At 58.3% G+C, this 20,306-nt stretch carries 14 protein-coding genes; 4 read left to right on the top strand and 10 right to left on the bottom strand.

Annotated features, from left to right (window positions below):
* Positions 1 to 15: 15 nt before the first annotated feature.
* The 7 genes from GSQ94_RS05715 to GSQ94_RS05745 all read right to left on the bottom strand — a co-directional run bounded on the left by GSQ94_RS05715 (position 16) and on the right by GSQ94_RS05745 (position 8,401).
* Positions 16 to 1,254, bottom strand: a complete 1,239-nt coding sequence (locus GSQ94_RS05715) for a threonine ammonia-lyase (protein WP_158942352.1) — start codon at positions 1,252 to 1,254, stop codon at positions 16 to 18.
* Between the two features lie 51 nt (positions 1,255 to 1,305).
* On the bottom strand, positions 1,306 to 2,160 hold the full coding sequence (locus tag GSQ94_RS05720) for a prephenate dehydrogenase (protein WP_158942354.1): 855 nt from the start codon (positions 2,158 to 2,160) through the stop codon (positions 1,306 to 1,308).
* 19 nt (positions 2,161 to 2,179) lie between these two features.
* Positions 2,180 to 3,199, bottom strand: coding sequence for a 3-deoxy-7-phosphoheptulonate synthase (gene aroF / locus GSQ94_RS05725; protein WP_158942356.1), 1,020 nt, complete (start codon positions 3,197 to 3,199; stop codon positions 2,180 to 2,182).
* Between the two features lie 82 nt (positions 3,200 to 3,281).
* On the bottom strand, positions 3,282 to 3,545 hold the full coding sequence (locus tag GSQ94_RS05730; RefSeq protein WP_158942358.1) for a chorismate mutase: 264 nt from the start codon (positions 3,543 to 3,545) through the stop codon (positions 3,282 to 3,284).
* 127 nt (positions 3,546 to 3,672) lie between these two features.
* Positions 3,673 to 4,434, bottom strand: a complete 762-nt coding sequence (gene trpA / locus GSQ94_RS05735; RefSeq protein ID WP_158942360.1) for a tryptophan synthase subunit alpha — start codon at positions 4,432 to 4,434, stop codon at positions 3,673 to 3,675.
* A 9-nt stretch (positions 4,435 to 4,443) separates the two neighbouring features.
* Positions 4,444 to 5,682 (bottom strand): tryptophan synthase subunit beta, encoded by a 1,239-nt coding sequence (gene trpB, locus GSQ94_RS05740; protein ID WP_158942362.1) that lies wholly within the window; start codon positions 5,680 to 5,682, stop codon positions 4,444 to 4,446.
* Positions 5,683 to 5,920: 238 nt separating this feature from the next.
* Positions 5,921 to 8,401: a bifunctional (p)ppGpp synthetase/guanosine-3',5'-bis(diphosphate) 3'-pyrophosphohydrolase gene (locus GSQ94_RS05745; protein WP_158942364.1), complete on the bottom strand. Its 2,481-nt coding sequence runs from the start codon at positions 8,399 to 8,401 to the stop codon at positions 5,921 to 5,923.
* 273 nt (positions 8,402 to 8,674) lie between these two features.
* On the opposite strand from GSQ94_RS05745, the gene GSQ94_RS05750 reads away from it, so the two are divergent.
* Complete coding sequence (locus GSQ94_RS05750) at positions 8,675 to 10,774, top strand: SpoIIE family protein phosphatase (protein ID WP_158942366.1); 2,100 nt, start codon at positions 8,675 to 8,677, stop codon at positions 10,772 to 10,774.
* Between the two features lie 513 nt (positions 10,775 to 11,287).
* Here GSQ94_RS05750 and GSQ94_RS05755 read toward each other — a convergent pair.
* Positions 11,288 to 14,194 carry an aconitate hydratase gene (locus GSQ94_RS05755; protein WP_158942368.1) on the bottom strand — a complete coding sequence of 969 codons (2,907 nt, stop codon included), beginning with the start codon at positions 14,192 to 14,194 and terminating at the stop codon, positions 11,288 to 11,290.
* A gap of 407 nt (positions 14,195 to 14,601) precedes the next feature.
* On the opposite strand from GSQ94_RS05755, the gene GSQ94_RS05760 reads away from it, so the two are divergent.
* Entirely contained in the window at positions 14,602 to 16,137 is a 1,536-nt protein-coding gene (locus tag GSQ94_RS05760; protein ID WP_254063671.1) for a hypothetical protein, read from the top strand.
* Between the two features lie 66 nt (positions 16,138 to 16,203).
* Here the strand turns inward: GSQ94_RS05760 and GSQ94_RS05765 are convergent, their stop codons facing one another.
* Together GSQ94_RS05765 and GSQ94_RS05770 are read right to left on the bottom strand one after the other, a co-directional pair.
* Entirely contained in the window at positions 16,204 to 16,719 is a 516-nt protein-coding gene (locus GSQ94_RS05765; RefSeq protein ID WP_158942370.1) for a hypothetical protein, read from the bottom strand.
* A 116-nt stretch (positions 16,720 to 16,835) separates the two neighbouring features.
* Complete coding sequence (locus tag GSQ94_RS05770; RefSeq protein WP_254063672.1) at positions 16,836 to 18,158, bottom strand: Nramp family divalent metal transporter; 1,323 nt, start codon at positions 18,156 to 18,158, stop codon at positions 16,836 to 16,838.
* 73 nt (positions 18,159 to 18,231) lie between these two features.
* Here GSQ94_RS05770 and GSQ94_RS05775 point away from each other — a divergent pair, with 73 nt between their 5' ends.
* Both GSQ94_RS05775 and purD read left to right on the top strand, forming a co-directional pair.
* Positions 18,232 to 18,927: a metal-dependent transcriptional regulator gene (locus GSQ94_RS05775; RefSeq protein WP_254063673.1), complete on the top strand. Its 696-nt coding sequence runs from the start codon at positions 18,232 to 18,234 to the stop codon at positions 18,925 to 18,927.
* Positions 18,928 to 19,022: 95 nt separating this feature from the next.
* Complete coding sequence (gene purD, locus GSQ94_RS05780) at positions 19,023 to 20,300, top strand: phosphoribosylamine--glycine ligase (RefSeq protein WP_158942374.1); 1,278 nt, start codon at positions 19,023 to 19,025, stop codon at positions 20,298 to 20,300.
* Positions 20,301 to 20,306 lie beyond the last annotated feature (6 nt).

Below are 20,306 nucleotides of genomic sequence, written 5' to 3' on the forward strand. Positions count from 1 at the left end.
TCCTTCTCAAGCCAGCTAGACGACCCGGCTATGCCTGTAGCCGGCCGCGGTCATCGCCGCCAGTAACTCTTCTACCTGCTCCCGTCCGCGCGTCTCCAGTGTAATGTCGATCGTAGTATCGCCAAGATTTACACCATAGTAAGCCCGGTTGTAGAGTGTATCGACAATATTGGCGCGGTATTTAGCTATCAAGAATGTCAACTCTGCCAATGCTCCTGGCTTATCCAGAAGGTGGATTCGCAGTCGAATCATTCTTCCGTCTTGCACGAGTCCGCGCTCGATGATTCTGCTCAAAAGCGTCACATCGATATTTCCGCCGCACACCATGACGGCGGTGTGAGCACCCTGCAGCGAGGTTTTCTTCTGCAACAATGCCGCAAGCGCTGCAGCTCCCGCGCCCTCGGCAAGCGTCTTCTCCCGCTCCAGCAGGACGAGAATCGCTGAAGCGATCTCATCTTCATCGACGGTGACGATCTCGTCGACATAGCGTTCCACCACAGGGAACGTCGCATCGCCCGCGCGCCGCACGGCGATACCATCCGCAATCGTCGTCGAGGGCTCCAAGGTGACAGGATGACCAGCCGCACGCGCCGCGATCATCGAAGACAGCCTTGCGGTCTGAACTCCAATCACTCTTATCTCTGGACGCGACTCCTTGATCGCACAGGCAATTCCGCCGATCAATCCGCCGCCGCCGATGGGCACCACCACTGCTTCCAGGAGAGGTACCTGTTCCAGCAGTTCGAGGCCGATTGTGCCTTGTCCGGCCATCACCATCGCGTCATCGAACGGATGGATAAACGTCATCCCCTCCTCAGCGCAGAGCCGGGTCGCTTCATCGCACGCCTCGTCGTAGTTGGCTCCATGGAGCACCACCTCGGCACCGAACCCGCGTGTCGCTGTCACCTTCACCAGGGGCGTCGCCAATGGCATCACAATCAGCGACCTGATCCCTCGCTTCGTCGCATGGTAAGCCACGCCTTGCGCATGGTTTCCGGCGCTGGCCGCAACCACGCCGCGTGCCGTCTGCTCCGGCGTCAACAATGCGATTCGATTCAGTGCTCCACGCTCCTTGAATGAGCCCGTCATCTGCAGGTTTTCTAGCTTAAGGTAAACCTGCTGACCCGTCAGCGCGGACAGCATCTGCGAGTGTGGACATGGGGAGTAGTAGATCGCCTCCCGTACCCGCTCCCGCGCCGCCGCCACATCTGCGAGGCTAATACTTAGTTGGTCTATCGATTGCTTCCCAGGCATCCTGATCTCTCTTTGAACTTGCAGCTTATATTTTTTCGTTCGACGCGAGAATCATCGTCGCTGGCGAAATCGGTTTGCCAACGCAAACTCATTCCGCAGCTCCGGCGTCCGTAGATTCTCGCGCACGTGTTGCAGCCTCTGTTCAAGTGCCAGTAGAGTCTCCGCCACGGGTCCCGTATTCGTCATCGCAACATCTCGCCACATACTGTAAGGGCTCGCTCCAAGCCGAGTGGTCTCCCGTAGTGCCCGGCCGCCAATCGCCGCAATCTCCGGTGCATCGCCAAATCTCTCCTCAAGCAGAGCCGCCAGCGCGGTCGACAGCATCTGCGGAAGGTGGCTCACCCACGCGCACATCTCATCGTGCCGTGTCGCGTCCAGATCCAGCATGCGTGATCCGAAGCAGCCGACCCAGCCGCGCCATTCTTTCTCAATCGCAGCCATCTCGGGAGAGACCGGGGTGAATAGCCACATTGCCCCGTCGAAGAGACCAGCCTCGGCCAGCAGGGCGCCACCCGACTCCTTGCCGGCCATCGGATGTCCTGGCAAAAAAACGGCGGTGGCATCTCCAGCGAACAATTGTTGTGCCAGCTCAACAATCTCAAGCTTTGTGCTCCCTACGTCGGTTACAAGTTGACCTGCGTGAAGCACGGGAGCCAGCAGCTGCATCCAGTCTTTGATCGCAAGCACCGGCACGGCGAGGACAATGACATCGGCCAGTCTAGCCAGCTCCAGCGCACTCTCACGACTTGCCGCTCGTCCATCAATGGCGCCCATTTGCACGGCGGAGGCCATCTCAAGTTGGCTGGTATCCCATCCGTCGATACGCCCTCCGAACCCAGCAGAACGCAGCGCCAGCCCGGTCGACGCGCCGATCAACCCTGTTCCGATGATGAAAACCCTCTCCATTTATGCTGAAATCCTCGTTCTACGCAATGGTTCTGTTCACTACAGGGGCCAGTAGTCTTAGCTGCTCCATGAGCTTTTGTAACTGCTCCGGATACAAACTCTGCGCTCCGTCGCTCATAGCCTTATCCGGGTTAGGATGCATCTCCATTAGCAGCCCGTCAGCCCCTGCGGCCACGCTTGCCAGAGCCATCGGGGGCACCAGATCGCGAATCCCAACCCCATGCGACGGATCGCCAAGCACAGGCAGATGCGTCAACTTCTTCAGAACGGGAATCGCGGAGATGTCCATCGTATTCCGTGTGTAGGTCTCGTAGGTTCGAATTCCGCGCTCGCACAACATCAGGTTATAGTTGCCACCTGACAGGATGTACTCCGCACTCAACAAGACTTCTTCAATCGTCGCGGAGATCCCTCGCTTCATCAGTACCGGTTTGCGCACATGTCCGAGTTCGCGCAGCAGGTTGAAGTTCTGCATATTGCGCGCTCCCACTTGGAAGCAGTCAATGTACGGTAGCATCAACTCGATCTGCGAGATCTCCATGACCTCTGTGATTACCAGAAGCCCCGTCTCGTCGGAGACCTCTCGCAGAAGCTTTAGCCCATCCAGTCCCATCCCCTGAAAGCTGTACGGAGAACTCCGTGGCTTGAACGCGCCACCTCGCAAAAACCTCCCTCCCGCAGCAGCAACCTGTTTCGCACTGGTTAGAATCTGCTCGCGCGACTCCACCGAGCAAGGCCCGGCCATTATGACTACTTCTTTCCCGCCGACCACCACTCCGTTAGGAAATGTGACCGTCGTTCCCTCTGGTCGAAAGTTGCGGCCCGCGAGTTTATAGGGAGAGGAGATCCGATAGGCGTCGTATACCCCCGATAGCACCTTGAACTCTGCGACCTCGAAGTGCTCCGGCGTCCCCACACCTGCCAGAATCGTCTGTGCCGCGCCTGTGGTCCGGTGAACGTTGAAGCCGAGCTCCACCATCCGTTCAATCACCTGCTGGATATTCTCTTCGGTCGCCTGACCATGCATCGCAACTATCATCGTCTTCGCTTCACTCTCTTACTTGCGTAACTAAATTAGATACAAAAACATGAAATATAAATCAGCTAATGCTGGGGTTTGGCTAAAGATCCCGTCGCTGCAATGTTCGCATCACATCGATAATTCGTTCGTAGACATGTAGTAGCTCTGCATCCGCCAACGGTCCTGGATTCGCCTTGCGTACGCGATCGAAGACATCCTGCTCACGACGTGGCTCGTAGACCGGTAGGTCCGCGGTCCGCTTAAGTTCTCCAATCGCACGCGCAGCCTCTGCACGCCGGTTGATGAGTCGAACGATCTCAACGTCCAGCTCATCGATCTTTTTTCTCCAGTCGGAGATATCCATTTACTCGCCTCACGGCAGCGGCGCAACTTCCTACGCAACTCGCTGCAAATCTTTGGTCCCGGCACAGCCGGTACAGATAATGATAAACGTCGCATCGCGCTGATTCGGCAAATCAGGCTCGCGGCTCTCAAGTGCTCAACCCCGCGATGAACTGTCCAATCACAGATGCTGCTTCCGCCGCCGGGGTCTTCTCGATCAGGGCCACCAGAGCGCTTCCGATAATAGCCGCATCCGCAAACTCGCTAACGGCCTTTACATGCTCGGCGTTGGAGATTCCAAATCCGACCGCGATCGGAAGCTTTGTGAACTGCCTGAGCCGCATCACCAGCCCAGAAGCATCTCCCGCGACCTGTTGTTGTGTTCCTGTAATTCCGACGCGCGAAATGGCATAGACAAATCCCTGCGAGACGGCTGCGATTGCTTTCAAACGGGCATCCGGACTTGTCGGGGCAGCCAAAAATATTGGCGCCAGCCGATTCGCCTGCATCTCGTCCAGATACTCCCGCGCCTCTTCGACGATCATATCCGTCAACAACACTCCATCCACACCGGCCTCGGCAGCGCGCGCGCAAAATGCCTTCATGCCCATGCGAACGACAGGGTTGAGATAAGAGAACAACACCAGCCCCGCAGCAGGCCGAGCGGTGCGCAGCTCCTTCGCGAGTTCCAGAACATCGGTCAGCCTGACCCCTCGGGCCACGGCTCGTTCACTGGCTCGCTGAATCACAGGGCCATCCGCAAGCGGATCGCTGAACGGCACGCCTAGCTCAATAACGTCTGCACCGTTATCAATTGCTGCCAGCGCAATATCACGAGTCGTTGCAAGATCTGGATCACCCGCAGTCAAATAAGCAACAATACCCGGTCTTTTCTTGAACTCAATCGCCATCGTTCCGTCTTACCCTTTCGTTCTTTCGCTGCCCTTCAGGTCAAGCTCCCGCGCCAGTATTCCCATATCTTTATCGCCGCGACCGGACAGATTCACCATCAGTACATCTGTCTTTGCCATCGTCGGAGCCAATCGAATGGCCTCCGCCACCGCATGAGCGCTCTCGAGTGCCGGCAAGATCCCCTCGGTGCGCGACAAAGTTACCGTCGCCTTCAACGCCGCATCGTCGGAGCAGGAGACATAGCTCGCCCGCCCCGAATCATGCAGCATGGCATGCTCCGGACCAACACTTGCATAGTCCAAACCCGCAGAGACGGAGTGAGTACTGCTTATCTGGCCAGCGTCATTCTGTAACACGTAGGAGTACGTACCTTGAAGCACTCCCGGTACGCCGCCTCCGATCTTTTGAAACCGTGCCGCATGTTCGCCCAACGCAGTGCCGCGCCCCCCTGCTTCCACGCCGATAAGTTCTACATCCGTATCCGGCAAAAACTCATAGAACGCGCCAATCGCATTGGATCCTCCACCCACACAAGCCACAATCGCAGTCGGCAGCTTACCTTCCTGCTCCAGCATCTGAGCCCGCGCCTCGCGGCTGATCACGCGGTGAAAGTCCCGCACCATCGTCGGATAAGGATGAGCCCCCAGTGCGCTCCCGAGGACGTAGTACGTCGTACGAACGTTCGTGACCCAATCGCGCATCGCTTCATTGATGGCGTCCTTCAGCGTCGCCGAGCCAGCCGACACTCCGCGTACTTCCGCACCCAGCAAACGCATTCGGTAGACATTCAGCTCCTGGCGCTGCATATCTTCCACGCCCATGTAGACGACGCACTCCAGCCCCAACAGGGCACAGACAGTCGCCGTCGCCACCCCATGCTGCCCAGCGCCTGTCTCCGCGATAATGCGTTGCTTGCCCATCCGCCGCGCTAGCAAACCCTGGCCCAGCGCGTTATTAATCTTGTGTGCGCCGGTATGCAGCAGATCTTCGCGCTTCAAATAAATCTTTGCCCCGCCAAGCTGTTCGGTCAGCCTCTTCGCAAAGTAGAGCGGCGTTGGTCGCCCGCAATAGTTGTGCAGAAGATCCTCGAGTTCAGCCTGAAACGCTGGATCTTTTTGAGCCAGCGCATAGGCCTCCTCAAGCTCCTCCAGCGCAGCCATCAGCGTCTCCGGAACATACCGGCCGCCATACGCTCCAAATCGCCCTGCCGCCGTCGCCGTTACATGGATCGTCGAACTCGCACTCATCGGTCTTCTCCTGCAATGCTCGTGTAACAAAAACAAAAGCCGCGACTTGGAGGGTCGCGGCTCGTAAGGATGTCGAATCAACTGAAGTTACAGAGATTTTTCAGATGAAGCTACTCCACCGAGGCCGCTATTGTGCGCCAATAGCGGGGAATAAACGAAATTCGGCTGGATTGAAAAATCATCTTGATTTCAACCATACATGCTGTCCGCTTGCTCTGCAACCCTCGCACTTGAGAGGCTAAATCTTCTGCACGCGCTGAACGTCACGTACCCCCGGCACCTTCCTGAGGTTCTGCACCAGCTTGTTCAAGTGTCGAACATCCACTGTCTCGACCACAAAGTCCACCATGACCTGGCCATCCGGCATCGGCTTTGTATCCACGCTGCGTATATTCGTTCCGTCGTCGGATATGATCGCAGTAAATTCTTTCAACATGCCCGCTCGATCATCGCACAGCACCGTCAGCTTCACGGGATACGTCTGGGCCTTTGTCGTTCCCGGTTCGTTTGGTGATGGCGACCACTCCACTTGGATCCTTCGGTCCGACTCGTAGAGCAAGTTCTGAACATTCGGACAGCTCCTTGCATGCACCGCGACGCCCTTGCCTCGTGTCACGTACCCCACAATCTCTTCCCCGCGAATTGGGTTACAACAACGTGCCCGATACACCAGCAGATCGTCCTGCCCCTCTACCTGCAGCGAGTCCGATCCCTTGCCGAAGAAGACTCGCTTCACCGCCTCCGACATCTGTCCAACGGTGTTGCCTACTCCACCCTCTGGCAGCGCAGGCTCTGCCGACATCGTCGATCCCGGCTCCAGTTTGTTCAACACCTGGCGCGCAGAGAATTTGCCAAATCCGACGCCAGCCAGCAGCTCAGCCTGTGTGCCCAGCCCATACTCGCTGGCTACCTTGTCATAGGCCTTCTCATCGAATTTGCCCAGCGCCAGCTTGTACTTTCTCGCCTCGCGATCCAGCAGCTTCTTGCCGATCTCGATCGCTCGCTCGCGCTGGTGCTCATTCAGCCAGTGTTTGATCTTGTTTCTGGCTCGCGAGCTCTTCGTAAAGCTAAGCCAGTCGCGGCTCGGCGCATGTCCTGCCTGCGTAGAGATCTCGACGATATCTCCATTACGCAGCTTGGTCCGAAGCGGAACGATGCGCCCGTTTACCTTTGCGCCGACGGTGGTGTTTCCAACCTCGGTGTGAATCGTATAGGCAAAATCGATCGGGCTCGCATCCTTCGGCAGCACCACTACCTTGCCCTTCGGCGTGAAGGTGTAGACCTCCTCGGGATATAGATCGATCTTCAGCGTCGACATGAACTCATTGGGATCGGTCATCTCCCGCTGCCATTCCATCAACTGCCGGACCCATGCGAGCCTCTGTTCATCTTTCGCACTTACATTGTCGGACGCCTTGTACTTCCAATGCGCCGCAATGCCCTCCTCGGCGACACGGTGCATATCCTCCGTACGAATCTGCACCTCGAACTGATGCCCACCGTCAGCAATCAAAGTCGTATGCAACGATTGGTAGAGATTCGGCCGTGGCATCGCGATGAAGTCTTTGATCCTTCCTGGGACCGGCCGCCAGATCGAGTGCAGCAGCCCCAGCAGCGCATAGCAGTCCTGCACCGAGTTACAGATCACGCGAATGGCGAGCAGGTCATAGACCTGATCGACCGGAATCTTCTGATCCACCAGCTTCTGCTGAATCGAGTACAGCCGCTTGATGCGCGACTCGACGCGCCCCTGGATCTTGAACTCCTTCAGCTTCGCCTCAAGCTGCGTCACGATCTTCTGCAGAAACTCTTCGCCCGCGCCGCGCAGCGCGTCTACCTCGGTCGATACCTGCTCATACGCATAAGGATCGGTGTATCGAAACGCCAGATCCTCGAGTTCGCCGCGCAGCTTACCCATGCCCAGACGATGCGCCAGCGGGGCATAGATATCCAGCGTCTCGCGGGCAATCTTCTGCTGCTTTTCAGGCTTCAGGTGCTCGAGCGTCCGCATATTATGCAGCCGGTCCGCGAGCTTGATAATCACCACGCGAACGTCGGTGACCATCGCCAGAAGCATCTTGCGAATGTTCTCCGCCTGGTGGTCTTCGCGATTGGCAAACTTGATCTTCTCAAGCTTGGTTACGCCTTCGACGATGTGTGCGACCTGATCACCGAATCGCTTCGCGATCTCAGCGGAGGTGACGTCTGTATCTTCTACCGCATCATGCAGCAGCCCCGCTGCAATCGCAGTCGAATCCATCTTCAACTCGGCGAGCACCTGCGCGACTTCAAGCGGATGAATGATGTAGGGCTCGCCGCTGGCCCGCTTCTGGCCCTCGTGCTGCTGCAGGCAAAACGTCCATGCCTTGCGAATGATCTCGAGATCATCGGCTGGCCGGTTCTCATGCACCGTCTCGAGCAGCGTATGAAACTTCGCGTCTACAGATTGAATGGCGGCTGCTGAACTACCTGTGAGGTGACTGGCCGACGACTCATCGACGCCAGCGATGACAAGGGCAGAAGTATCAGGTATCGCAGCCTGTTTCTTTCGCTTCGCGCGAGGGGACGCATCCGAGGCGACCGGTGGGTCCGCGACTGGAAGAGCTGCCTCCAGCTCAATCCCCGTATCGGTTTGTTCCACTTGCGGTTCGCTCTTCGGTTCGTTGTGCGGCGTCGTCTGCGGGCCAGCCTGCGAAGAGGCCGGAGGAGCGATTGCCATAGTTCATTATAGGCTGAACGGTCAACCCCTTTGCAGCCACAACGAAAGAAGGGATGGGCCATGATCCTGAAAGACCCGCATACGCGGAATCGCTATGCCAGCATCAACGTGTGCGCTGCGGGATCTGTCTGCCCATCTGGTCGTATCGACATAGAGACATAGAGGACAAGAGAAACGAAAGACAAATGCTGCGCGCAACCGAGACTCCACTATAGTACCGATCAGGATCAATCCCATCCAACTGGTGACCCGAACGTGCTCGATCGGAACGTAGTGAAGTCTTTTGCTTTCCTGCTGCTGTCTTTTTTCAGCCTTGCCTCCGTCGCTCAGACCGCCAAACCTGAACCGCAGCAAGCCGATGCCACGAACTCTGCCTTTGTGCGCGTCCAGCCCGCCCTCCTTGCGGATGACGACATCGCACACATCACCCTCGGCCAGTCCATCTACCCGCTTAACGGCCCGTGGAAGTTCACCGTCGGCGACTCGCCGCTTGATCCTGCCACGCACCAGCCTCTATGGGCCGAACCCAGCTTCGACGACTCGCACTGGGAGACCGTCGACCTCACCCCGCCGCCCGGCTCCTTCAACTCCTTGACCGGCGCACCCGGCTTCGTCCCCGGCTGGACGGCCAGGGGCCATCCCGGCTACTCCGGCTACGCCTGGTACCGCATCCGGGTCAGGCTCAACGCGTCACCTGGCGAGAAGCTCTCCCTTGCAGGACCCAACGATGTAGACGACGCCTTCCAGGTCTTCGCCAACGGGTCGCTGCTGGGCAGCTTTGGCGACTTCTTCAGGACCCATCCCGCAATCTACGAAAGCCAGCCGACACTCTTCCCCATTCCACCCTCAGCGCAGGGCACCGCAGCCGACGGCACCCAGGTGCTCGCCTTTCGCCTCTGGATGGATCCATCTACGCTCACACTGGAGGATGATCCAGGCGGCATCCACACCGCCCCGCTGCTCGGTCAGGCGGGCACCCTCTCCGCCAATTACCAGGTCCGTTGGCTGGAACGGACTCGCTCCTATACGTTAGTGTTTGTTGAGTTTCTTCTCTTCTCCCTGCTTGCGGTGCTGGCCTTCAGCCTGTCCATCTTCGATCGCTCCGACAAGATCTACTACTGGATCGCCGCAGTCTATGCGATTTCGGCATGTGCGGAAGGTACGTCGCTCGCCGGCAATTTCAGCCAGTCCATCAGCGGATCAACAGTAAGCATATTATTGGACGTTATTTTCATTCCTTCCGTCCTTGGTGGCTGGGTGATGGTCTGGTGGCTCTGGTTCCAGCGGAGGCGGCCCACCTGGCTGCCAAAGGCCGTCGTGGTCCTGACGCTGCTCTACATGGTCGGCAACTTTCTGGGCGAAGAGATCGTCTTCGGCCTCGTCCCCCACTCTGTCGCAGTAAAGTTTCATCTGCTCTCAGTCGCGGCCCGGCTGGCCTTCCTTGCGCTGCTGGTGTTGGTCGTCATCCTCGGAATCCGCTACAAGGGGCGCGAGGGTTGGATCGCCCTGCCCGCCGTTCTTATGCTCAGTATTGCAAGGTTCCAGAATGAACTCAGCACGCTTCACGTCCACCACAACTGGTTTGCCTTCGGGATACGACTCAGCCTTGGCACGGCTGCGAACTTGCTTCTAGTCCTCACCCTGTTCGTCCTCCTGCTGCGCCGCATGTTCGTCTCCCTGCGCGTCCAGCGCGAGCGGGCCCTCGACATCAAGCAGGCCGCCGAGGTCCAGCAGGTCATCCTCCCCGAGTCCCACTTCACCTTCCCCGGCCTCGCCATCGAAACCGAGTATCGCCCCGCCCGCGAAGTCGGCGGCGACTTCTTCCAGCTCATCCCTCATCCCACTGACGGCAGCCTGCTCATCGTCGCCGGAGACGTCACCGGCAAAGGCCTCCAAGCGGGCATGCTCGTCGCGCTGTTGGTCGGCGCCGCCCGCTCCACCGCCGAGATCAACCCCGATCCCCTCTTTCTCCTTCAGGCGCTAAACCGCCGTCTGCTCGGTCGCCGCTCCGCCCAGGCTACTTGCCTGGCCCTGCGTATCGCCGCCGACGGCTCCGCCACGCTCGCCAACGCGGGACATCTGCCGCCGTATGTCAACGGGAGACCACTCAACATGGAAGGTGCCCTCCCGCTCGGCATCATCGACGGAGCAGAGTTCTCCGTCATGCACTTCCAGCTAACCTCCAGCGATAAGCTCGTCGTCATCTCCGACGGCATCCTTGAAGCCACCGACGCGCACGGCGAGTTATTCGGCTTCGACCGCGTCGCCGAACTCCTGCGAAACTCCACCCCCGTCAAAGCCCTGGCCGACGCCGCCCAGCTCTTCGGCCAGAACGACGACATCAGCCTCGTTGCCCTCACCCGCACCACGTAACCGCGTCCAGGTTTCACAACGCTGGCCGCAGAAGTATCGGTCTCTCAGTTGCCAGATCGCCGGGTGCGCTAGTCGATCAGGAAACCCCGGGTGCCCCATATCTCGATTTTGAGATGTGGGTATTCGCGCAGAGCGCGAACCGTCGTCCCCAAGCCTATCCGCGACACCAACCTCTAGCAGCCAATCCAGATCCCAACCACCAAACATGTCAATCCCCAAAACCACGAATCCCCTCTCCAATCCAGCACATTCGCGTGGCGCATCGGTTATGTTCCCACCGTTATACTGAATGCAGAGAAACACAAGCCACCAGATCGAGCGGGGAGCCTCTCCTAGCAACCCGCAACTCATTCATTCTAAGTATTTTGCACTCAACCCCTTTATTCTGAATATTTTGCAGACGAGGGCTGTCTGTAAGCAATTCAAAGGAAAAGAGTTAGCCCCAAGATACCAAGGAAGGGGGGAGGGGGTACCCTCCCCCCTTCCTTAGAAAGAATTAACGGCGGTACACCTCTAAGCCGAGGCCGGAACCTTCCCCGCCAGTTGCCGAAGGACGTACTGCAGAATTCCGCCGTTCTGGTAGTAGAGAATCTCCTGCGGAGTATCGATGCGCACGGTAGCCGAAAACTCGATCGTCTTCCCCAGATCAGACTCCGCGAACACGGTGACCATCCTGCCCTCGGCGAACTTGCTGTCGAGCATGCTCTTCAACTGGCCCGCCGCATCCCCGATGGCAAACACCTCTTCGCCTGTCAGATGGAGCGACTCGGCGTTCTGCCCCGGCAAAAACTGCAGCGGCAAAATCCCCATTCCGACGAGGTTCGATCGGTGAATCCGCTCATAGCTCTCAGCGATCACAAACTTGATCCCCAGCAGCCGCGGACCCTTCGCCGCCCAGTCGCGCGACGATCCCGATCCATACTCCTTGCCTGCCAGAATCGCCAACGGCGTCCCGCGCTTCGCATACTCGACGCTCGCGTCATAGATCGACATCGGCACATCTTCAGGAAGAAGCCGGGTCACGCCGCCTTCGGTTCCGGGAGCCAGCTTGTTCCGGAGCCGCACATTGGCAAACGTCCCGCGCACCATCACCTCATGGTTGCCTCTGCGCGAGCCGTAGCTGTTGAAGTCCGAAGGCTTCACGCCGTTTTCGATCAGATACTTTCCTGCAGGCCCGTTGAGCTTGATCGATCCCGCCGGCGAGATGTGATCCGTCGTCACGGAATCTCCAAGCACCGCCAGCACTCTTGCCCCGTGAATATCCTCGACAGGAGCAGGCGTCGCCGGCATGCCGTCGAAGTAAGGAGCCTTACGAATGTAGGTCGAGTCCGCCTCCCACCCGTACGTCTCCCCATCAGGAAACTTCAGGCTCTTCCAATTATTGTCGCCGTCAGAGATCGTGCTGTACTGTCGCCGGAACATCTCCGAATCGATCGACGAGTTCACCGCCTCTGAAACCTCCGCCTGCGTCGGCCAGATATCTTTCAGAAAAACCGGCTTGCCATCGAGATCACGGCCGAGCGCTTCTTTGTCGAAGTCGTGTGCAATATGGCCAGCCAGCGCATAGGCCACCACCAGCGGCGGACTCATCAGGTAGTTCGCCCTTACCTCCGGCGAGATTCTTCCCTCAAAGTTCCTGTTGCCTGAGAGCACCGATACGGCTACCAGTCCATGGTCCTCAATCGACTTCGAAACATCCGTCGGCAGTGGTCCGGAGTTTCCGATGCAGGTGGTACAGCCATACCCCACTACCTGGAATCGCAGCTGGTCAAGATAAGGCATCAATCCCGCCTTCACGTAGTAGTCCGTGACGACTCGCGAGCCTGGAGCGAGCGAAGTCTTGACCCACGGCGGCGTGCTCAAACCCTTCTCGACAGCCTTCTTCGCAAGCAGACCCGCAGCCATCATCACGTAAGGATTCGAAGTGTTCGTGCAGGAGGTGATTGCCGCGATCACAATCGACCCATGGTCGAGATACTGATCCGGATCCACTCCAAACCTGCTCCGGATTGAAACATGCGGAGCCTCGAGATGCGGCACCGTCTCATCTTTGATCGTAATCACCGGCACCACCGGGGACTCCACCACCGGTGCAGAAGCCCCAACGCTGCTGCTGAGATCGCCCGATGCGGAAGCGGTCCCGCCCTCTCCCTCCCAACGGACCATCTGACGAATCACATGCTTGTTGCCATTCGGCCCCAGCAGTCCAGGCAGCTGCTCTTTGAAGCTGGCTGCTGCGCCCGACAGCGCAACCCGGTCCTGCGGACGCTTCGGCCCGGCAACGCTGGGTTCGACGGTAGCCAGATCAAGCGCGATCGTTGTCGAGTACACGGCCTCCTTCGCATCACCGGTGTGGAACATCCCCTGCTCGCGGTAGTAGGCCTCCACGAGTGCAATCTGTTCTTCGCTGCGCCCAGTCAGACGCATATAGCGAAGCGTCTCTACATCCACCGGAAAGATGCCGCAGGTCGCGCCATATTCGGGAGCCATATTCGCGATCGTCGCGCGATCAGCCAGCGGCAGCTCTGCTATCCCTGAGCCATAGAACTCGACAAACTTGCCTACGACGCCCAGTTTGCGCAGCATCTCCGTCACGGTCAGTACGAGATCGGTAGCGGTTGTTCCTTCCTTCAACTTGCCAGTCAACTTGAACCCGACCACCTGCGGTATCAGCATACTTACCGGTTGCCCCAGCATCGCAGCCTCTGCTTCGATGCCGCCCACGCCCCATCCCAGCACTCCCAACCCGTTGACCATCGTCGTATGCGAGTCTGTTCCCACCAGCGTATCGGGATAAGCAAAGACCTTACCCTGTGCATTCGGTGTCGTCGTAAACACCACTCGCGCCAGGTACTCCAGATTCACTTGGTGGCAGATACCCATGCCGGGCGGCACCGCCGAAAAATTATTGAAGGCTGTCTGTCCCCACTTCAAGAAGGCATACCGCTCGCGATTCCGTTGAAACTCCAACGCAGCATTCAGGTCATAGGCCCGCTGTGTTCCAAACTCATCTACTTGCACCGAGTGGTCGATCACCAGCTCCGCCGGTTGCAGCGGATTGATCTTCTCCGGATCGCCACCGAGCGCCTTCATCGCATCCCGCATCGCAGCCAGATCGACAATCGCAGGCACGCCGGTAAAGTCCTGCATCAGTACACGCGCCGGCATGTAAGCAATCTCACGCGAAGGCTCTGCGTTCGGATCCCAGCAAGCCAGAAACTGGATATCATCCGCGGTTACTGTGCGGCCATCCTCATGACGCAGCAGGTTCTCCAGCAGAATCCTCAGAGAGAAGGGAAGGCGGCTAAGATCAACGCCCGTTTCCTCCAGCGCCTTTAGTCGAAACAAGTCGTACGTAGTCTTTCCTACAGACAGGGTGGACGAGCTCTTAAACGAATCAGGATGCGATTGGGTCGGCATGGTATCTTCTCCGAGGCGCGCTCTTGGTAGCGCGATGGTTGGGGCCGTGGTCACATCTTCGAACCGCAGACAGCAACGGCTGAAGCCTATCAAGTTTTCAGGGGAGGGGTCGAACTAGCAGCGGCCGCGGTCAGGGCGACCGTGGCGAAAGCGCTTCGTGTTGGCAAGGCAGCCAGCCATCGAACCAATTTTACTGCTATCCGGTCCTCTGCGGTAAAGTCCATGTGGTAAGGCGCTAAGTCTATGCCAGGCCCTAGATGCCAAGGTCTTGGTACTCTCGAAAAGCAGCGAAAGCTGCGCCTTATCAGAGCGCTGCCTCAGCCCAAAAATAGCAGTCCATAAAAAAGGTGCATCTCAATTCAGAAGTTCGTGTTTATACCTGCAGCAGGTAAGAGGAGACTGGCAGTATGTACAAATCATTTCCCAAACTTTTTCTTGGTCTATCGCTTGGCTTGGCATCGTTCGCAGCAACAATGACCCTCTCCGGCTGCCATAAAGGCGTAGATCCTGCAGCCATCCCGGATAACTCCGGCCCCGATCCTGCTGATGCGAATACGGCCCCTGTGGACGGTAGCCAACCTCAGGCCGCTCCAGCCGCACAACCTGCTGCACCACGTAGAGTTCTCGGTGTCCGCTCGCAGGATACGCCGCAGCAAAGCTCCGAGCAGTACGCGCAGCAGACTGCGCCTCCGCCGCCAAATGAAGCTTACAGCGCCGCTCAGAATGCGCAACCCTCCGATCAAAACAACGACCAGAACTATAACTACAATGCCCCTCAAAGCTACGACGATTCGCAGGTAGACGCCGGCCAGCAGGCGCTCGAAGAAGCCAACGAGCCGCCCCCACCTCTGCCGGACTATGAGCAGCCCGAGGCCCCCGCGCCCAACTATCTCTGGACTCCCGGCTACTGGGGATACGCTCCCACCGGCTATTACTGGGTTCCTGGAGCCTGGTGCGCTCCGCCTTACTATGGCGCTCTGTGGACTCCTGGATACTGGGGCTTCTTTGGGGGCCGCTACCTCCTGCACCGCGGTTTCTGGGGCCCGCACATCGGCTTCTACGGTGGCGTTAACTACGGCTTCGGCTATACCGGCAGCGGATATCACGGCGGTTACTGGCAGGGGAACAACTTCTACTACAACCGTTCCGTAAACCGTATCAACACGACCCGAATCACCAACGTCTATAACCGGACGGTGATCAACAACACGGTCATCAACAATCGCGTGTCTTACAACGGCGGTCGCGGCGGCGTAAATGTCCGTCCACAGCCTGCCGAAATCGCAGCCAACCGTGGTCCGCGCACTCCGCCTATGGCTACTCAAATCCAGAACTCGCGCGAGGCCGCTCAGAATCGCCAGCAGTTCTATAACGTGAATAAAGGACGTCCTGCTGTGGTTGCCTCTCCGCGTCCCATCGCCGCAGTAGCCCGTCCTAATCCTGCCGTGCAGCCCAATCGCCCCGGGCAGCCCAATACGCGACCCGGCGAGGTCAACCGTCCGGCCGTTCAGCCTGAAAATCGCCCAGGTCAGCCCAATACACGGCCTGGTGAGATCAATCGTCCGGCGGTCCAGCCTGCAAACCGCCCCGCAGTCCAACCAGCGCGGCCTGTGCAACCGGAAAATCGTCCCGCCCAGCCTCAGGTCCGCCCCACGCAACCTGAGACTCGTCCTGTCCAGCCGCAGGTACGACCAACTCAACCAGAGGCCAGACCAGTTCAACCGCAGCAACCTCAGGTTCGACCAGCTCAACCGCAGGCTCGTCCAGTTCAACCTCAGGCGCGCCCTGAGCAACAGAACAGGCCAGCTCCCCGCCCGCAGGTTACAGCGCGTCCTCAACCTGCTCCACGTCCTGCACCCCAATCCAGGCCACAGGCCCAGGCAAGACCTGCTCCTGCACCACGCCCCCAACCTGCTCCGAGGGAAGAAGGGAAGCCTCGCTAACCTTCCATCCACTCACAGAAAAAGACCCGCCGTGTGCGGGTCTTTTCTTTTTCAGCAAAGAGCTTATCAAGCCTCCCGTGAAGGATCGTCCTCCAGCCAGTCATGGCCGCAGCTGTCGCATCGCCAGAGATTCGCTGGCTCGACGTCCTCCAGCAAGGTCTCGTGACTCCCGCACAATGGACATGTCGGCAGTTTGAACTCCTCCGATTCGGCATGTTCTACCTCAGTTCTAAACCTCTCTGCCAGCGGCTGGGACAGCAGTGTTGCGGCGTCCTCCGCGTCTTCGGGCGCCACCACCACGCGAGGACTCCGCACGTCCATCCTTATCCCATCGTCTGTCAGCACGACGCATTCAATCCCCGCCTCTCGAAGCGTCAGCGAAGCAGCCGAAGCGTCATGTAGTTCGGCATACTCGAAGACGCACTCTGCCGGTGCCAGCGCAGCAAACGCCCGCAGGTCGGTCAGATCGTCCTCACTCCGTACTCTTTGCTCTCGAAGTTCTTGGAGAGCCGTTACTTTCAATCCGCGTCGCGAGATCTCTCCACGTAAAGCATCCTGCGCCATCTCCGTCAGGTCATTCATTCCACCAGCCAGCACCAAAGTTCGTCATCGCCGTAGTCCGCATAGAGCGCCACCAGTCCCTGATACTGCGCCGCATCACCGATCATTCTCTTCTCCTGTTTCGCCCGGTTAACAGCCTACATCCCAAGAGCCGTCTGCCCCAGCAGCACCACGTTCAATATCACGATCACCCCCACAGCACACCACCCTGCGGCCCGCGTCAGCCGCGTGCTGACAAAACTTCTCATCACAGACTGCCTGTTGGTCAACAGAAGCAGCGGAATCAGCGCAAAGGGCAGCGTAAAACTCAGCACCACCTGAGACAGAATAAGAATCTTCAATGGGTCGAGCCCCACGGCGATCACTATCAGCGCGGGAATGATCGTGATCAGCCGCCGCAGAAAAATCGAGAATTTAATATCGAGAAACCCCTCGATAATCACCTGTCCTGCCATCACACCCACGGTCGAAGAGGAAAGCCCCGAACATAGCAACGCTACCGCAAACACCGTCGCCGCAAATGGCCCCAGTAGCGGTCCCAAGGTGCGATGCGCGTCCTCGATCGTCGTTACAGGATTTGCAAGATGCCCAAACGCCACCGCCGCCATCACGATCATGGCTGAGTTAATCAGCCACGCGCCGTTCATCGCCACAAATACATCGATCAGCTCAAACCGAAGATAGTTCCGCCGCCGCGAAAACCCATCTCTCTTCGGCAGCTTGACCATCTCCTCTCGCCGCGGCTGCACCAGCGCCGAATGGAGATACACGACATGCGGCATCACCGTTGCTCCCAGCATAGCCACGGCCACATACAGGCTGCCGTGGAGATTCGCAGGATCGAGCGTGGGCACCAGCGTATGAAATGCTGCCAGTTTCCAGTCCGGATGCACAAGGAAGACCTCGAACCCGTAGCACAGCCCGATGATCCCCACGAACGCCATGATCCCGCGCTCCAGCCATTGGTATCCCGCAAGGTCGAGCGCCAGAATGAGAAACACCGCCACTGCAGATACCAGTGCCGAAGCAAAGAGTGTCTCAGTCCGCGTCCATCCGTGCGCCAGCATCGCCGGTCCAAACAAGAGATACAGACCCAGTGCTGCCCCCAGAAACTCAGCGAGATCAGTAGCGATCGCTGACACCTCTGCTGCTATCCACAAAAATACCGTCAGTCGCCGGGAAAAATGCTTTCTGCAATTTTGCGGCAGTGTCAGTCCGGTCACAATTCCCAGCTTCGCCGAAAGGTACTGGATCAAAATCGCCATCGCATTTGACCACAGCAGAACCCACAACAGCCGATAGCCGAACCTGCTCCCTCCTTCGATATTCGCCGCAAAATTTCCTGGGTCGATGTAAGCCACGGAGGCGACAAACGCAGGCCCGAAGTATGTCCACATCTCGTTTCGCCGAAACTTCGGCTGAAACGATGGCTTGTTTTCACTAATTTCAATATTAGCCATACCTAAATATTACTTTAATGCTAACCTAAGTCAACCGATAGCTATGGCCAAACTGCTTGCAAAGCAAAAACGAATGACCGACGCAGTACGAACCCAGGCCCCAGCCAGCGAAGCAGTCGACGATTACCTGAAGGCAATCTTTCAACTGAGCGGCCATCCCGAGCGCCAGGTAGCCAGTAACGAGATAGCCCTTCATCTCTCTATCACTCCCGCTTCTGTCACCAACATGCTGCAGAAACTTGCCGCACAAGAGCCGCCACTGGTGATCTACAAAAAACACCACGGCGTCAAGCTCGCAAAGGCCGGCAAGAGGCGTGCTCTCGAGATCATCCGCCATCATCGCCTCATCGAAACCTTCCTCCATCAAGTCCTTGACTACCCATGGGACGAGGTTCATCAAGAGGCCGAGCGTCTCGAGCACTTCATCTCCGAGCGCTTCGAAGAGCGCATCGCAGCGAAGCTTGGTCACCCTAAGTTCGACCCTCACGGACACGCCATTCCGGCGTTAGACGGCTCGCTCCCCAGCCAGGAGCCGCAGGCCTTCGCAATGCTCCGGCCAGGACAATCTGCAAATGTCTCCAGCGTCTCCGACAACGATCCCGAGATGCTCCGTTACCTTGCCGCGCAGGGGATCCGTCCCGGCGTCAGGCTCACTCTCAGCGAGCAACTCCCCTTCCAGGGCTCTTACCGGGTTCGCGTCGGCACCTCTTCGAAACTCGCTCTGCTCAGCCACTCTCTCGTTCAATCCATCTTTGTCACGATCAAGTAGCCGTTCCGGTTTGACTTCATCTCCTGGCATGCCTAGCCTCGAAGTTGCGAAACAATTCGCACTCCATGGAGCCTGTAAGAGATGAAGGTCAGCGAATGAAGATTCTGGTAATTGGTGGTGGTGGTCGCGAGCACGCACTTGTCTGGTCACTACGCAAATCGTCGCAAGTTACAGAGGTGATCTGCGCGCCCGGTAACGGCGGTATCGCCCAGTTCGCTCGCTGCCTTCCGGTCGATGTCGGAAACCTTCACGAGATGGTCAACCTCGTTGCCATTGAGCAGCCCGCCCTCACCGTCGTTGGACCCGAACTTCCTCTCTCCGTGGGTCTCGTCGACGAGCTTACCAAGCGCGGCCACCGTGTCTTCGGCCCAACCCGGGCGGCGGCTCAACTCGAAACCAGCAAGGCCTTCTCCAAAGAGTTCATGCGCCGCCACGATATCCCCACGGCCGAGTATGGCATCTGCACTAGTCTCGATCAGGTCCGCGAACAACTCCCCCGCTTCACGGCTCCCATCGTGGTCAAAGCCTCTGGCTTGGCCGCGGGCAAAGGCGTCGTCATCTGCGAGACCCATCTCCAGGCGGAGACCGCAGCCGCCGAGATGTTCAGCGGTTCGCTCCTTGGCTCTCCCGAAAACGTGGTTGTCCTCGAAGAGTTTCTTACCGGCGAAGAACTCTCCTTCTTCGCGCTCTGCGACGGCACCCACGCGATAGAGATTGCTTCTGCGCAGGACCACAAACGGGTCGGCGAAGGCGATACCGGCCCCAACACCGGCGGCATGGGCGCCTATTCCACTGATGGCATCGCCACCCCGGCCATGCGCGGCTGGCTCCTCCGTAACGTCGCACAGAAGGTTGTCGATGGCATGCGCTCCGAAGGCGAGCCCTTCAAGGGAATTCTCTTCTGCGGCATCATGATGAGCCCGCGCGGCCCCATGGTTCTCGAGTTCAACACTCGCTTCGGCGATCCCGAGACAGAGGCCATCCTTCTCCGCCTTGAGACCGACATCCTCGATCTCTTCAACGCCTCGATCGACGGCACAGCCAACCAGCTTGCCGTCACCATGCGTCCCGGAGCCAGCGTCTGCGTGATCGCAGCCAGCGGCGGCTATCCGGGCAAATACGCCTCAGGCAAACCGATCGCTGGTTTGTCTCAGCAAAAGGACTCAAATGAAGACGTAGTTGTCTTCCACTCCGGCACAGCCTTGAAAGACGGCCAGATTGTTACCGCAGGAGGCCGCGTCCTCGCTGTCTCCGCAGTCGCACTCGACCTCCAGACTGCACTCGATAAGGCCTATAACGAGTTGGGCAAAATCTCCTTTGAAGGCATGCAGTTCCGCCGCGACATTGGTCATCGCGCCGTACGACAAAAATAGACATAG

The organism is Granulicella sp. S190, assembly GCF_009766095.1.
Lineage (GTDB): Bacteria > Acidobacteriota > Terriglobia > Terriglobales > Acidobacteriaceae > Edaphobacter.

Coding starts and splice junctions, on each gene's coding strand:
- GSQ94_RS05715 (WP_158942352.1), bottom strand. CDS start 1,254: ATGCCTGGGAAGCAATCGATAGACCAACTAAGTATTAGCCTCGCAGAT.
- GSQ94_RS05720 (WP_158942354.1), bottom strand. CDS start 2,160: ATGGAGAGGGTTTTCATCATCGGAACAGGGTTGATCGGCGCGTCGACC.
- aroF (WP_158942356.1), bottom strand. CDS start 3,199: ATGATAGTTGCGATGCATGGTCAGGCGACCGAAGAGAATATCCAGCAG.
- GSQ94_RS05730 (WP_158942358.1), bottom strand. CDS start 3,545: ATGGATATCTCCGACTGGAGAAAAAAGATCGATGAGCTGGACGTTGAG.
- trpA (WP_158942360.1), bottom strand. CDS start 4,434: ATGGCGATTGAGTTCAAGAAAAGACCGGGTATTGTTGCTTATTTGACT.
- trpB (WP_158942362.1), bottom strand. CDS start 5,682: ATGAGTGCGAGTTCGACGATCCATGTAACGGCGACGGCGGCAGGGCGA.
- GSQ94_RS05745 (WP_158942364.1), bottom strand. CDS start 8,401: ATGGCAATCGCTCCTCCGGCCTCTTCGCAGGCTGGCCCGCAGACGACG.
- GSQ94_RS05755 (WP_158942368.1), bottom strand. CDS start 14,194: ATGCCGACCCAATCGCATCCTGATTCGTTTAAGAGCTCGTCCACCCTG.
- GSQ94_RS05760 (WP_254063671.1), top strand. CDS start 14,602: ATGTACAAATCATTTCCCAAACTTTTTCTTGGTCTATCGCTTGGCTTG.
- GSQ94_RS05765 (WP_158942370.1), bottom strand. CDS start 16,719: ATGAATGACCTGACGGAGATGGCGCAGGATGCTTTACGTGGAGAGATC.
- GSQ94_RS05770 (WP_254063672.1), bottom strand. CDS start 18,158: ATGGCTAATATTGAAATTAGTGAAAACAAGCCATCGTTTCAGCCGAAG.
- GSQ94_RS05775 (WP_254063673.1), top strand. CDS start 18,232: ATGACCGACGCAGTACGAACCCAGGCCCCAGCCAGCGAAGCAGTCGAC.
- purD (WP_158942374.1), top strand. CDS start 19,023: ATGAAGATTCTGGTAATTGGTGGTGGTGGTCGCGAGCACGCACTTGTC.